Here is a 14,929-nt window from a genome sequence, read left to right as displayed (position 1 = left end):
CGTGGATCCGGGGGGAGGATGTGCGCGCATCCTATCTACTGACTGACCGTCGGTCAATGACTGGCGATCAGTCAGTGCGAAGGGGCAGCTAGAATGGCGTCCGTCACACCCGGATACCGCCCACCATGCAGACCCCAGCTGTCGCCAGGCCTCGCACCAAGCCCGCCGAAACCCGCCAGGAGGAACTGATGGACGCCGCGCAGGCGTTGTTCCTTTCGCAGGGTGTGGACGCCACCACCATCAGCGACATCGTCGCCGCGGCCGACGTGGCCAAGGGCACTTTCTATACCTATTTCGCCTCCCGCACCGAGATCCTGCAGGCGCTGGCGCAGCGCTACACGCGGCAGTTCATGGACGAGGTCGAGCAGGCAGTGCAGCAACACCCTGCCAGTGATGGCGCAGCGCGCCTGCGCGCCTGGATCCGCGCCAACATCGAGATCTACGCGCGCACCCACGCGTTGCATGACGTGGTGTACGCCAACCATCACCACCACCAGCGGGGCAATGCCGAGCGCAATGCGATCCAGCAGCAGCTGCTGGGCATCCTCGAAGCGGGCAACGCAGCCGGACTGTGGCAGCTGCCTGCTCCACAGGTCACCGCCTCGTTGATCTATGCCGGCGTGCACGGGGCCACCGACGACCTGATCGCCACACCCGCACAGGATGCCGATGCCTTCATCGCCGCTGTGGAAGCGGATTGCCTGCGCATGGTCGGCGTTCCGGCAGCGCCGACGCGCAGCGGCAGACGCCGCTGAAGGAACGCTTCCCGCTCAGGTGTGGGCGAGAATGTTCAACAGCCGCCCGAACGGGTCGCGGACGAAGAAACGACGCACTCCCCAAGGCTCGTCGGCAGGGCCATACTCCAGCGGGATGCCGGCCGCGTGCATGCGCTCCAGCACCTGCTGCAGGTCGTCCACTTCGATCGACAGATCGGGCACCGCGGTGCCGGAACCCCCTTCGCTGGCAAAGCTCACCTGCGCCAGCGCACTGCCCTGCCCGCCATGGGTGACGATCCAGCCATGATCCATCACCACCGGCATGCCCAGCAGCCCGCCATAGAACGCTGCGGCACGCGCCGGGTCGGGCGTGGCGATGTTGGCGACAATGCGTTTGACGGCCATGTCCAGCGGCTCCGGTGCGATTTCCCATCCTCGCCGCTGCGTGCATGGCCCGCAAGCGGGCTCGGGCCAGATGCCCGCATCGCCATCTGAGGCGATCGCTGGAACAGAAGAGCCCCGTCGATGACGGGGCTCCGCGTACGGCTCAAACGGCGCGACTCACACGCCCATGCACAGATCGACCACGCAGGTGTTGTACGCCTGCTGGCATTCACCGGCATCGGTGCCACTGGCCAGGCACATCTGATAGGCCCGCCAGCACGGCTGGTCGCAGGGCTCGACCGGCCCTGCCACTGCCACCGAACCGGTACACGCCAACGCGAATACCGCCACTGCGATCACCTTCCTGACAACACGCATCGCCATCACTCCTTGATAAGCCTGGTGAGCCCAGGCCGGCCCACGTTATCGAGGACACGGGGAGACGAAGTGAAGCCCACTGTCACGCACACTTAACCTGTTCACAATTTTCCTTTCACATGCATGGGGGATGTCGCCACGGATTGGCGTTAACGGCCTTGTTGCCCGTCCACCAAGGAAGTTGCCCGATGAATCACCCGCTGCACGGCCGTTCGTCCCACTCCCGCTCCCCGCTGCACAGCCGCCTCGCGCTGGCCGTGTCCAGCTCTCTGTTGCTTGCCGCTGCCGCGCCCGCCATGGCCGGCGAGGCGCTCGACGCATGGCAGCAACAGCGCCAGCTGCAGGCGGAGTGGGCACAGCCCGCCGTCAGCGCGCCTGCCGCATCGACGGCCGCCACGCCTGCGGCAACCGGCACCGCCCTGCTCGGCAATCCGGGCGATGCCGCCAGCTGGCGCAGCGATGAATTCAACGCCGACTGGGGCCTGGGTGCGATGGGGGCCGACTACGCGTATGCCCGCGGCCTGACCGGCAAGGGCGTGCGCCTGGCGCTGTTCGACACCGGATCGGCACTGGCTCACCCCGAATTCGCCGGCCGCAACACCTCCAGCATCACCATCGGCCCGAACTGTGCGTCACCGGGAACCGTCGGCGGTACCGGCGCGTGCAGCCAGACACAGGGTGATCAACCGGGTATCAACTACTACACGCTCGGCGCGGGCGTGCCTGCTTCCCTGCAGGCCAACATCATTGCCGCAGGCCGTGAATGGGGTTTCCGCTATGCCGATCACGGCACGCATGTCCTCGGAACCATTGGGGCCAACCGCAATGGCACGGGGATGCACGGCGTCGCCTTCGGTGCCGATCTGACGACCGCCCGTGTATTTGGTGACACTTACTACGAATGGAGGCGCCAGGCGAGCGGAGGCTACCTGCCTGAGGCCGTGGAACGGACGGATCCCGATGGTGCCGCAAGGCTGGACATGTACGCGCAGCTGCAGGCACAAGGCGTGCGTGCCATCAATCACAGCTGGGGCATCTCCACCCGGAACATGACCGTGGCCGCACTGGATGCCCAGTACGCACGCATCGGTGCCGGCTACGACGTATACGGAAGCATCTACAAGGACAGTGCAAACGCCCCCGCTTCGCAGTTGATCCAGGTCTGGTCGGCCGGCAATGGCAGCGGCGCCGTCGCCGGTATCACCGCGGCCCTGCCGCGCTGGAAGCCGGAGATCGAGCCCTACTGGCTGGCCGTCGCCAACGTTCGCCAGCCCAATACAGCCAATGGTGAAACCGACTACGTGATCAACGCAGGCTCGAGCATCTGTGGCGCTGCCGCCAACTGGTGCATTTCCGCACCCGGCACGGCAATCCTCAGCACCATCGTTTCCGGTGACATCCAGGGACGGCTGGAGAAGACCGCAGACTACGTCCGTCTTCTCATCGACAGCCAGAATCCCACGTACGACTACGGCCTGAAGACCGGCACGTCCATGGCCGCCCCCCATATCACCGGCGCACTCGGCTTGTTGATGGAGCGCTTCCCCTACCTGGACAACGCCCAGGTGCGCGACGTCCTGCTGACCACCGCGCGCGATCTCGGTGCGGCAGGCGTCGACCCGATCTACGGCTGGGGCATGGTTGACCTGCGCAGGGCCATCGAGGGCTATGGCTCGCTGCGCGTGGATACCAACGTGGTGATGAACCAGAGGGCCGGCGGCCTGAAGGTGTGGGAAGGCGATGCCTGGGACGACTGGACCAATGACATCGGCGGCCCCGGCACGCTGACCAAATCCGGCATCGGTTGGCTGCGCCTGAGCGGCGACAACAGCTTCAACGGCGCGGTGCTGCGCGAGGGCACGCTGGAGTTGAACGGCAGCAACACCCTCACCTCGGCAGTCGATGTGCAAGGCGGCCGGTTCCTGCTCAACGGCAGCCTGGTCTCCACCGCACTCACCACCACCGGTGGCGTCAGCACGGTCAGCGCCAGCGGCGTTCTGAAGGACGGGAACCTGACCGTCAATGGCGGCGTGGTGTCCTTCAATGGCATGCAGACCGGCGGCACCACCACGGTCGGCAGCAACGGCCTACTGAAGGGTATCGGCACGTTGGGCAGCACCCGAGTGGACGGCACCATCGCGCCCGGCAATTCGATCGGCACGCTGACCATCAACGGCGACTACGTGCAGGGCGCGACCGGCGTCTACGCCGCCGAACTCGCGCCTGGCGGGCGCAGCGACCAGTTGCACGTGACCGGTACCGCCACCCTCGGCGGCACGCTGGTCGCGTTGCCGGAACCAGGCATCTACTATCTCGGCGAGCAGTTCAACTTCATCCGCGCCGACGGTGGCATCAACGGCCAGTTCGCGAAAACCGACTTCAGCGCGTTCTCGCCGTTCCTGCAGTTCAGCCTCGCCTACGGGGCCAATGGCACCCGCATCGACGTGGCACGCGGTGCCTCGCTGGCCAGCGCCGCCACCACCCCGAACCAGCGCGCGGTGGCCGCCGCGGCGGACCTGCTGGCAATCAACCAGGGCCTGCCCAAGCCGCTGACCCAGCTGTTCCCGCAGCAGGTCGGCGGCGTGCTCGACGGCCTCAGCGGCGAACTGCACGCAGCCACGCCGCTCGCACTGGTGGAAGGCAGCCGCTACGTTCGCGATGCCGCGCTGTCCCGCCGTGCAGGTGCAGTCGCGCCAGGCGCCGATGCGGGCGACGCCACCGGCGCCTGGGTGCAGGCTCTGGGCGGCAACAGCAGGCTGGACGGCAACAGCAATGCCGCCCGCACCGAAGCCAACAGCAACGGCCTGCTGGCCGGTATCGACCACGAGTTCTCTGGCTGGCAGGTCGGCGTGCTGGCTGGCACCGGCCGCACCGACGTCAAGCAGCAGGCGCTTCGTGCCAAGTCGAAGATCGACAACACCCACTTCGGTGCATATGCCAGTCACAACTGGGGCGGCCTCGGCCTGCGTGGCGGCGTCGCCTGGAGCAAGCACAAGGTGAAGAGCACCCGCGATGTCGACTTCGCAGGGTTCAGCGACAGCCTGAGCGCCCGCTACAACGCGCATACCCGCCAGGCCTTCATCGAAGCCGGCTACCGCTTTGGTGGCCCGGAGGCCGGGCTGGAACCCTACCTGCAGGTCGCGCGCGTGGAGGTGGACCTGAAGCAGATCAACGAGCGCGGTGGTGCAGCCGCCCTGCACGGCAAGGTGGACGACACCGGCACCACGATCGCCACCGCTGGCCTGCGCTTCGACAAGGGCCTGAAGGCATCGTTCCAGCAGGACAGCTGGCTGCACCTGCGTGGGGGCGTGGGCTACCGTCGTGCCTCGGGTGACCGCAGCCAGCTGGCCGACCTCGCATTCGCCAACAGCACCACCACCTTCGCGGTCGAAGGCGCCCCGATTGCCGACAGCGCCGTTGTGGCCGAGCTCGGGCTGTCGGCCTGGCTGACCCCGCGCCAGCAGCTGGAGCTGGGCTACAGCGGCCAGTACGGCAGTGAAAGCCGCGACCACAGCGCCAACATGCGCTGGTCGGTTCGCTTCTAGACGCGTGTTCTCCTGACGGTTTGGGGCGGCCTCAGGGCCGCCCCTTTTTTATCCACGCCCCAGGGCCATGCGCGATACCCCAGGATCATCGCGTCCTGGATCCATCCGTGGAGGGTTACGCGTGAATGAAGATCGACTGGAGCCGGGTCGCCCAGCCATTGCACCCGGTGGAGTTGAACGCCTCGAGCCGGACATTCTTCCCCGATGTCAGCGCTGCCAACGCCGCCGCGTAGGCTTCCTTGGCTCCCGGCCGGGACATGTCGATTGCAAAGGTATCGGTATTGCAGAAAGCCGTACTCGAAACATGCACGTACACAATTCCCGCCGGGCCGTCCATGTACGGCCGCAGCGACAGAATCGTCATCTGATCGCTGGTTGGCTCCGCCTTCAGTGGTGCAGACAGGCACAAGGCCAACGTCAAGGCCAACCCCGCTCCCAACCTCCTGCGGAAGCCCGGCGTCGCGTCACTCATCATCATGTAGTTCCCCTGTGGATTCAGACATCAGGCCTCAGGCATCGTCACGGCCCTCAGCTGCATTACCCCGGAGGTGCAGCCGTCGACACGCAATCCGACACGCAGCTTGTTCTGCCAGGCGATGAGCAGCATCGAGACCATCTCCCTCTGCATTGGATGATCATTGAGGAGAATGAAGCGATTGCCACCCCCACAATCCGAGCCCGCTGGAAGCACACCTTGCGTCACCAGGTAGAACCCTTCCCCGCCCCAGCCAGTTGCGACGGATACGATCCGATGGCCTTCCAGATTGTAAGGCTCAGCATTTGCCGTTGAGGCCAGGCCAGTTCCCAGCACTGCCACCACCGCCAGCAGGACCTTGCCGCCGATGGCGCCACGCGGGCGCGATACAGCACGTACTCCAGCCATGTTCTTCCTTCCCCTGTCATGAACAACCGGTTGACGGTCCACTGCGGCCGGTGCAGCCCGCTACGCTCAGCCCAGCAGCAGCTGGTACAGCAGGGGCACGATGTCACCCTGCGGACGCTGGACATGCGAGACATCGGACACCGGCGTGCAGCTCCCCGTGGCGCCACAGGCAAGCACGCGATACGCATAGCTGGTGGCAGGGCGTGCGGCAGACGTCCAGTTCGCGGCGTTGCCTTCGTAGACCGTGGTCCAGGTCACCCCGTCCACGCTTTCCTCGACGACGTAGCGGACGGCAGAGGCCACAGGCGACCACCCAACGAAGTCCTTCGCGGCCGGCGAACGCCGCATCGGCACCATTGCCTTGGCGACCAGGCTTCCGCCCAGCGTGATGTAATCGGTCCGCTTGTCCTCGCGCTCGCTCGCCTGGTAGCGGAGGACGCCGGCGTGGTCGTACATCGAGGTGATCCGTCCGAACGATGAATCTGTCTGTGTGCGGCGACCGTCAGCGTCGTAACGGTAGCTCTCGGAACCTGCCGCCGCACGCAGCCGGTTGCCGAAGTCGAAGGTGAACGGCTGTCCGTTCTTCGCCCGCAGATTGCCTTGGGCATCGTAGGCCAGGCCGACCACGGTTGCCCCTCCGCACCCGTTGATCTTCACGTTGGTCAAGCGCCAGGCGTTGTCATAGCAGTAGTGATGGTCACGGCCGAGAATCGTCACCCGCGTGAGGTTGTCCAACGCGTCATAGCTGTAGCTCGCCGAGCCGAACATGGGCGAGGAAGCCGAAACGAGCCGATCCAGCGCGTCATAGCCCAGATTGCGGTTGCCACGCTGATTGCGGCCCGTGGCACCGTCAGTGATTGCCATCACATTGCCGACCGCATCGTAGTCGTAGCCGTCGCTGAGGATCCGGGTTGCGCCAAGGGTGTCCTGGCTTTCATCCGGCAACTGGCGCGCGTTCTGCACCATCGTGTGGACAATACCGTTGCCATAGGTGAACTGACGAATCGCGCCGTTGGGGTAATAGACCACGCCAGCGGCGTAGGAGCCCGCCTGCCCGGCCTGTCCCAGCGCGTTGGGCGCATACGCGACCACGTTGCCGGAGGGATAGCGATGCGCGGACAGGTTGCCCAGTGCGTCGTAGGCATACCCCATCGCCAGCGCTTCGCCATCGGTGGGGCTCTGCACCTCACCGATGAGCAGCCCGCGACGGTTGTACGCATAGCTGTTGTGCGTCTCCACCCCGGCGTTCAACGTGGTGACCTGCTTGACCAGGCCATCGGGCCAGTAGCTCCAGCGCTGGTTGCCATTGCCGTCGGGGAACTGCAGTGATGCGAGCCGGTTGCGTGCGTCATAGGAACGCACCACCCGGCGCCCGCTCGCCGCGGCAATGTCCTGGTTGCAGTTGCCTGCATCGGACAGGTCCAACCCCTGCGCGCTTCCAACCGGGTTCGATGCGGCGTCGTAGTCGAATACGGTGGCGCCGGTTTCCGGTTCGATCATCTTGCACAACCGCTGCGCCGCATCGTAGACATAGCGCCGGGTCGACGTCACCGAACCATTGCTGGCCCTGCGGGTGATCGACGTCGGCTTGCCGAAGACGTCCCGCGGGATATCCAGCACGGCTCCCTCTGCCAGTTCGATACGTACCGGCCAGTCAAGCTTCGCGGCATCTGCACCGGTGTAGGTCACGACGGTCGGGATACCCCTGGCATTGGTCGTGCGCACGCGCCGCCCCGGCAGGTACTCGGTTGTGCTGACCAGCGCGCCAATCTCGGAATCCTGGCTGACCTGGACCACCCGCCCAAGTGCGTCGTACGTCGTACGGACGCCAGTTCCGGCGTCCTGGACCGTACCGACCCCCGCGACAGGATAGGACTGGAAGGTGACCCGCCCTGCCGTGTCATAGGCGGTCACCGAGGCCCGCTGCGTGCCGGCTTCATTGCCCGCGTCGTACTCGCGCACCAGCAATGGGCGCCACAGCGCATCGTAGTAGGTGACCTTGCGCGCATTGCCGGTGCTGACCGTCTGCCGCCAATGACCGGCAGGAATGCCGTACTCGGCGCCGCCCACCTGGGCAAACTGTGTCGTGGTGGACGCCCAGTCCACCGTATCGCCGTCGGGGTAGTCGACCAGCGACATGCGCCCCATCGCGTCGTAGTCGTAACGCGTGGTGTTGCCCCGGCCATCGGTGATCCAGCGTATCCAGCCATTGTCATCCACGCCGGCAGACTGGGTCGAACCATCCGCATACTGGATGTTCCCGGGGATACCGCGCTTCCAGCCGGACAGGCTCACCGTATTGCCACGCCCGTCCACCACGGCGCGAACGGTACCGTCGCTGTTGTAGTGAATGGTCTGCTGGAGCTGGCCGAAGGCATGGATCCGCTGGGGCTTCGCGGTGGCCGGGTCATAATCCACCTGGGACTCGGTCCGGCCCGTGTCCTGGTTGACCGACGTCCGGACCTGGCCAAGCACCCACTTCGACAGATCATCGTGATAGGTGATGATGTTGGTCTTGCTGTAGGACTGCGCCCCCGCACTTCCCACAACCGTGCCCAGCAACATCATCGCGGAAAGTGCATTGACTCGACGCATCGTCAGTGGGCCTGTTCGCAATGGATGGCGATGGGACAACCAGGATCAGGCAACGGAAAGACCGGCGAAGCGCACATCACAGCAAACCGCGCACACGCACAAAACCGGACGCGACTGCATCCGGTTGGCGATTGACGTTGATGCTGGACGAAGCCCCCTTCGTCATGCCGCGCCTGTTCCCTGGACTCGGCCAAGTATAACCATGGAAACGGGGGCGGGACGCCCGGTCCTTCGCAGCCCTGCCGGGCTGCGAAGGTTCGCGGGGCATGACGCGCCTCCGGGGCTCGACGGCCGCGATCGGCCGCCCCTCGCGGGACGTCAGGCGGCCTTCATGGCGTGCTTGCGTGCCCGCATGACGTTGTGGCACTCCTGCACATCCGGCAGCAGCTGGGTCACTTCCTGGCGCACCGCCGGCGGCAGATCGTTGTCCTGCAGCACATCCTTGAACGCGCCCAGCAGGCGGTCTTCGGATTCTTCCAGTTCGGCCACGTAGCCGTAGTTGGTATCACCAAACGCGGCGCGCACCTTGCCGTAGAACTGCTGCATCGAACCGACCATGGTGCCGTGCTCGGCCGGCTTGCCGCCGCTGGCGGCAACCGAACCGCTGAGCGCCGCGACGATCCGCGCCTTGACCCCGGCGATACGGGTGAACAGTGCCGACAGTTCGGCATCCTTTACCTTCGTTGCGGCTTCCTCATAGAAGGACTTGCCATCACGGGCGATCTCGATCAGGTCGTTGAGGCGATGTTCGATGGTGGACTGGGTGCTCATGGCGTCGCTCCTGTGTGCTCGAAAGTCAGTGGAGAATGGCAGCGCGTCGGCACTGCCTTCGACCTCACTATCATCGTCCTCGTGTGCCGGCCAGGTGAGTACGAATTGATGTACACATCACCATGCGGAACACGTGCTGACTTCTTCATTGCCGGCATCATTGAATGTTCACGGAAAACAAGCATGCGATGCCTGCCTCACCATGGCGCGATGACGATGATCACACTGATCAGCAGCGCAATCGCCAGAATCACCAGCAGCACATGCCATTGCTTCCAGCTGGGTTTCGGCTTGCCAGGCGTATTCATCGGCGGCCTCCTGTGTATGCAGGGAAAGGAGCTGCCAGACTGAAGCGAAACGACATTGCACAACGTCGACGCGACGTGCACTCCCCGTGCAGGACAGCGGCCAAGGGCGCGCGAAGATAACGCGTCCATAACGCAGTTCAAATGTGAGTGGGATGTTAGGTTCCTCTCGATTCCGGGTAACGGAATGCAGACCGGTCGTAGCGCCGCGCGCATTGCGACCACACAACGGATTTGGAGAGAGAAACAATGCACTACAAATACACTCTGCTTTCGGCAGGGATCGGCGCCGTGTTGGCTGCCGTTTTCTCGCCGGCTGCCAATGCACAGGACGACGCTGCGAAGTCTCCGAAGAACCTGGACCGCATCCAGGTGACGGGATCGGCGATACGCAGCGTGGATGTGGAAACCCAGCAGCCGGTGCTTGCCATCTCGCGCAAGATGATCGAGCAGCAGGGCTTCACCACCATCGCCGACGTCCTGCAGAACCTCACGTCGGCCGGCGCACCAGCGCTCTCGCGTTCGCGCACGCTGTCGTCCGGCGAAGACGTCGGCGGCAGCTACGCAAACATCCGCAACCTCGGCGCCACCCGCACCCTGGTGCTGGTGAACGGCAAGCGCCTGGGCGCCAGCACCAGCGGCCTGCAGGACCTGAGCCAGATTCCGATGAGCGCGGTCGAGCGCATCGACGTGCTCAAGGATGGCGCCTCGGTGCTCTACGGATCCGACGCCATCGCCGGCGTCATCAACATCATTACCCGCAAGAGCGTCGAGGGGCTGGAGCTTTCGGCGCAGCATGGCCAGTTCAGCCAGGGCGACGGCAAGGACAGCACGTTCTCGCTCGTTACCGGCGCGCGCGGCGAGCGAGGTGGCTACACCTTGGCCCTGGAATACCAGAAGGCCGACCCGGTGTTCGCACGCGACCGCTGGTTCTCCAAGCATGGTGGTTCGGGGCCGGGTTATCCGCGCGCGGGCTGGAGCGACCTCAGCCAGAACGGCTCCTGGTGTGACCCGGCGCTTTACGACTGTGCCACCGGAAATTCCGTGTTCAAGACACTCAATCGTGGTGGCGACCCGAAGAACCCGAACGATTACCATCCGATCACGCCGGCCGAGTATTCCAACGGCAACGAGCAGATGCATGTGCAGACCGGCATCGAGCGCCGGTCGCTGTTCCTCAGCTCCGACTATGCACTGAGTGACCAGATCACCTTCACCACCGATATCGGCTACAACGAGCGCATCTCGGACCAGCAGATTGCCGGCTACCCCTACGAATCGACCAAGTTCGGGACGCCGCTGGCCGGCAACAGTGCGTTCAACCCGGTCGGCCATGACATTGCCTTCAACCGCCGCCTGTGGGAGCTTCCGCGCACGACCGAAAGCAAGCTGAAGTCACTGCGCGTGGCACCGACGCTGTCGGGCTACTTCGAACTGGCCAGCAGAACGTTCGACTGGGAGGTGGGCGCGCTGTTCAACCGCAACGAGGTGACCAAGACCGGCCGTGGTGACATGAGCCTGATCGCCTCGCGCCAAGCGCTGGGACAGTCCTTTGTTGATGGCAACGGTGTAGCACGCTGTGGCAGCGCAGGTGCACCGATCGCCGGCTGCCTGGCCTGGAATCCGCTGCTGCCGTACGGCATTGCTGGCGCCGGCTCGCTTGCCGACCCGGAACTGCAGCGCTTCCTGTTCCCCACGTTCACCGATACCGGCATCACCAAGACCCGAAGCTACTTCGCCAACATCTCCGGCCCGGTGCTGGAACTGCCGGCGGGCGAGCTCTCGGTGGCGATGGGCTACCAGTACCGCAAGGAAGAAGGACGCTACGTTCCCGACGCCTTTGCCCAGTCGCGCCAGAGCACTGCACTGGGGGCACAGACCACTGCGGGCGGTTACAGCCTCAATGAAGTCTTCGCCGAAGTGAATGTGCCGGTGCTGCGTGACCTTCCGTTCGCCAAGGAGCTGACCGTCAACGTTGCGGCACGCTATTCCGACTACAGCAACTTCGGCAGCACCACCAACACCAAGGCCAGCTTCGCCTGGCGCCCGGTCGAGGAGCTGATGGTGCGCGGCACCTTCGCCGAGGGCTTCCGTGCTCCCAGCATCTCCGACCTGTATGGCGGCCTGGGCACCAGCTTCGAAACCTACGTGGACCCCTGCGGCGTCGGCGCCACCAACAGCGTCAACGGCAACGCGGCCTGCAACGCCGCCGGTGTTCCGCGTGGCTACGAGCAGCTGGCCCAGGGCCTGAAGCCCTGCACCAGCTACCCGTGCGCCACCCCGAACGAGTTCACCACGGGCTCGAACCCGAACCTGCGCCCGGAAGAGTCCAAGAGCAAGACCGTCGGTGTGGTCTGGAGCCCGCGCTGGGTCAACGGTCTGGACATCAACCTGGACTGGTACAGCTACAAGATCACCAACATGATCATCGAGGACAACGTCGATCGCATCCTCCGTGACTGCTACGTGCTGGGCAATGCCTCGCGCTGCGGCAGCGTCAAGCGTGCCGCTGATGGCCACATCACCAGCATGTTCTACGGCCTGACCAACCTCGGCGCGATGAAGACCGAGGGGTGGGACCTGGGCATCCGTTACCGCCTGCCGGAGTACGCGTTCGGTCGCTTCACCCTTGACCTGCAGAACAGTTACGTCTCCAAGTACGACGAGGAGAAGCAGAACTCGGCCGGTGACACCATCATGGACGGTCGTATTGGACGCCCGGGGGTGTTCCGCCTGCGGTCCAATCTCGGCGTCAACTGGCAGCTGGGCAACCTCTCGGCCCAGTACACGGTGCGCTACTACTCTGGGATGATGGAAGGCTGCATGCCAAACCGGCCCTGCACCGCGCCCGAACGCATCGCCAACGGCGAACCGGATGCCGTGCGCAGGGTCGGCTCGAATGCGTTCCACGACATCCAGGTCAGCTACAGGCTGCCCTGGGATGGCACCGTGGCAGTGGGCTCGAACAATGTGTTCGACCATCGCGGCCCGATCATGTTCTCCAAGCCGCAGAGTTCCTTCCCCTACTACGGCGGCTTCGATATCGGCCGCACGGTGTACGTGAAGTACTCGCAGCGCTTCTGACCGTAGCGTCCGTGCACGTGGCCGGCGGAAGGGGAGTTCCGCCGGCCACGCCGCACACAACCTCCACCCAATCTCCACGCTACTTCGACCCAATCTCCAACATCCCCGGCAACACTGGCGCAACGGCAGCAGATGGAGCAGGCAAGCGAGGATCGCCCGCGCGGCATCCACCTCGCCCGACCTCTCCGGATTCACCACTGAATGCGATGGACCACCCCCTCCCCGCTGCGGGGATGGGGCTGGTCCAAGGGAAGCAAGCGATGACAACGGCAGTACACAGTGGCTTGACCGATCTGGTCATGGATGCGCAGCGCTACCTGCGCCGGATCCTGCCCGGCCTGGCCTCGGTGGTCGGCCCCGTGGCTGCGGCCCGCTTCATCCCGCAGACCATGGCCTCGCGCTATCACATCGCCGAGCTGACCCTCTATGGTGAAACGCCGGCGATGCTGGCAGTTCCACGCGTCCCGGGCGAATCCAGCAGCCGCGTCATCCAGGATGTGAAAGTGCTGCGCTCAGCGGCAAAGGCCATGGTGCTGTATGTCTCGCCGTACCTCACCCCCACCCAGCGCAGGTTCCTGGTCGAGAACCATATCGACTTCGTGGTACCGCACAACCAGCTGTACGCCCCCAGCCTGGCGATCGAGTTCCGCGATGCACCCGACCACGAGAAGAAGGCGATTTCGCTGCTGCCTTCGGCGCAGGCCGTGCTCATCCACGTACTCCTGGCGGACCAGGCACGCTGGTGGTCACCGCGTGAGGTCAGCCGTGCTGCCGGATACACCTCGATGACCGCGTCGAGGCTCTCCGCTGAACTGGTCGGTCGCGGACTGGCCGAACGCTCCACCGGCGGACGCGAACGCTTCCTGAGACTCGCCGGCAGCCGCGGCGAGGTCTGGGCGGGAGCGCAGCCGTTCCTGCGCTCCCCCGTGCTGAAGGAAGTGGAGGTCTGCTGGGAACAGGTCGCCGACGTTCTGGCCCGACATGCTCAATCCGCCCCCCAGGCAGGGACGGAAGCAATGCTTGCGGTGCCGTCGAAAGACCACGGCATCACACGCGCCCTGTACATCGATGCCTGGCGGAAGCTGGGGACACTGCCTGCAGCCGGCCCCGACTGCACGCGCAGCGGAACGTTGCAGATATGGTCGTATCCGCCTGCCTTCACCGGTAGCGGTGACCGCGTGGACCCGCTGTCGCTGTACCTGAGCCTGCAGGGCAAGCGCGGCTACGACGCCGACGCGCTGGAGCAGGAGGTGGAGCAGGCGCTGTGCGGGACGACACGCCACGGCTGAGGTCCGCGCGGGTCCGGCCCGACCGCGTCAGGACGCTTCGCCCCCACTCGCCATCGTCGCGCGCTTCGCTGCGTACTCGGCGAAGATCACACCGGATACCGCCAGCACGCCCCCTGCCAGTACCCAGCCACTGAGCGATTCACCCAGCAGCAGCACGGCCAGTGCGGCGGTCACGATCGGCACCAGGTTGAAGAAGCCGGAGACACGCGCTGCGCCCAACCGTGACAATCCGGTCATCCAGGTCAGTGGGGCCAGGATCGACGCGCATACTGCCGCAAACCCGATGCAGCCGACCGCAGTGAGATTGTTCACCCCGGTACCGACCAGCAGCTGCGCCGGCAACAGGATCAGCGACGCGGCGGTGGCCTGCAGGAACAACGATTCCAGCACCGTCAGCGGGATCTTCCAGCGCTGCATCAGCACGTTGTAGGCGGCAAAGGCCAACGCACCGATCAGCATGATCGCATCACCGCGGTTCAGGCCCTGCGCTGCCAACCGCGCCAGGTCGCCCTGCGAGACCACCGCCGCCACCCCGACAGTGGAAATCACCGCACCGGCAATGGAGGTACCGCGCACCGGATGGCCCATGAACACGCGTGACAACGCCAATGCGAGCAGTGGAATCAATGCCTGGATCACGCCCATGTTGGTGGCCGAGGTGAAGTGCGCCGCATAGTACGCAAGGCACTGGTACATCACCCCGCCCAGGCACCCCAGCAGCAGGAAGCGGCCAAGGTTGGCACGCACGGCCTGCAGGTTGTTGCGCAGCCGCGGCAGCGCGAAGGGCAACAGGACAATGGCCGCCACCAGCCAGCGGAAGAAACCAATATCGATGGGACCGACCGCGCCCGAGGCCAGCTTGGTCACGATGGTATTCGCGCCCCACAGCAGGCAGGCAAGGATTGGGAAGAGGTAGTTCAAGAGCGTGGGTGTACGTGGGGGAATGGCCAGCGTACGCTTGGCGCATATCGAGGACATC

At 65.1% G+C, this 14,929-nt stretch carries 11 protein-coding genes; 4 read left to right on the top strand and 7 right to left on the bottom strand.

The genetic code is table 11. The annotated features are described in order from the left end of the window. Nucleotides 1-125 precede the first annotated feature (125 nt). On the top strand, nucleotides 126-755 hold the full coding sequence (locus AC5P8Y_RS11430; RefSeq protein ID WP_088431967.1) for a TetR/AcrR family transcriptional regulator: 630 nt from the start codon (nucleotides 126-128) through the stop codon (nucleotides 753-755). A 15-nt stretch (nucleotides 756-770) separates the two neighbouring features. Here the strand turns inward: AC5P8Y_RS11430 and AC5P8Y_RS11425 are convergent, their stop codons facing one another. Together AC5P8Y_RS11425 and AC5P8Y_RS11420 are read right to left on the bottom strand one after the other, a co-directional pair. Continuing rightward, nucleotides 771-1,121, bottom strand: a complete 351-nt coding sequence (locus AC5P8Y_RS11425) for a VOC family protein (RefSeq protein WP_005411161.1) — start codon at nucleotides 1,119-1,121, stop codon at nucleotides 771-773. A gap of 156 nt (nucleotides 1,122-1,277) precedes the next feature. Beyond that, entirely contained in the window at nucleotides 1,278-1,478 is a 201-nt protein-coding gene (locus AC5P8Y_RS11420) for a hypothetical protein (RefSeq protein WP_005411162.1), read from the bottom strand. Nucleotides 1,479-1,666: 188 nt separating this feature from the next. Here AC5P8Y_RS11420 and AC5P8Y_RS11415 point away from each other — a divergent pair, with 188 nt between their 5' ends. Beyond that, nucleotides 1,667-5,023, top strand: coding sequence for an autotransporter domain-containing protein (locus AC5P8Y_RS11415; RefSeq protein ID WP_495201973.1), 3,357 nt, complete (start codon nucleotides 1,667-1,669; stop codon nucleotides 5,021-5,023). A gap of 115 nt (nucleotides 5,024-5,138) precedes the next feature. On the opposite strand, the gene AC5P8Y_RS11410 is transcribed toward AC5P8Y_RS11415, so the two are convergent. From AC5P8Y_RS11410 to AC5P8Y_RS11395, 4 genes are all read right to left on the bottom strand, one after another. Then, nucleotides 5,139-5,501: a hypothetical protein gene (locus tag AC5P8Y_RS11410; RefSeq protein ID WP_032967009.1), complete on the bottom strand. Its 363-nt coding sequence runs from the start codon at nucleotides 5,499-5,501 to the stop codon at nucleotides 5,139-5,141. Nucleotides 5,502-5,525: 24 nt separating this feature from the next. Then, nucleotides 5,526-5,906, bottom strand: coding sequence for a hypothetical protein (locus AC5P8Y_RS11405; RefSeq protein ID WP_005411165.1), 381 nt, complete (start codon nucleotides 5,904-5,906; stop codon nucleotides 5,526-5,528). Nucleotides 5,907-5,972: 66 nt separating this feature from the next. Continuing rightward, on the bottom strand, nucleotides 5,973-8,474 hold the full coding sequence (locus tag AC5P8Y_RS11400) for an RHS repeat protein (RefSeq protein ID WP_495201972.1): 2,502 nt from the start codon (nucleotides 8,472-8,474) through the stop codon (nucleotides 5,973-5,975). 345 nt (nucleotides 8,475-8,819) lie between these two features. Continuing rightward, nucleotides 8,820-9,272, bottom strand: coding sequence for a PA2169 family four-helix-bundle protein (locus AC5P8Y_RS11395; RefSeq protein ID WP_005411167.1), 453 nt, complete (start codon nucleotides 9,270-9,272; stop codon nucleotides 8,820-8,822). 554 nt (nucleotides 9,273-9,826) lie between these two features. On the opposite strand from AC5P8Y_RS11395, the gene AC5P8Y_RS11390 reads away from it, so the two are divergent. Then, the gene (locus AC5P8Y_RS11390; RefSeq protein WP_495201971.1) at nucleotides 9,827-12,661 is read left to right on the top strand and encodes a TonB-dependent receptor; all 2,835 of its coding nucleotides are present in this window, start codon (nucleotides 9,827-9,829) and stop codon (nucleotides 12,659-12,661) included. Between the two features lie 260 nt (nucleotides 12,662-12,921). Continuing rightward, complete coding sequence (locus tag AC5P8Y_RS11385) at nucleotides 12,922-13,950, top strand: hypothetical protein (RefSeq protein WP_033833977.1); 1,029 nt, start codon at nucleotides 12,922-12,924, stop codon at nucleotides 13,948-13,950. 27 nt (nucleotides 13,951-13,977) lie between these two features. Here the strand turns inward: AC5P8Y_RS11385 and AC5P8Y_RS11380 are convergent, their stop codons facing one another. Further along, nucleotides 13,978-14,928, bottom strand: coding sequence for a DMT family transporter (locus tag AC5P8Y_RS11380; RefSeq protein WP_495201970.1), 951 nt, complete (start codon nucleotides 14,926-14,928; stop codon nucleotides 13,978-13,980). Nucleotide 14,929 lies beyond the last annotated feature (1 nt).

This window comes from Stenotrophomonas sp. YJH_SMC_12-1, from assembly GCF_059370935.1.
The sequence above is the reverse complement of the archived record's forward strand: the minus strand, read 5'-3'. Positions and strand labels throughout refer to the sequence as shown.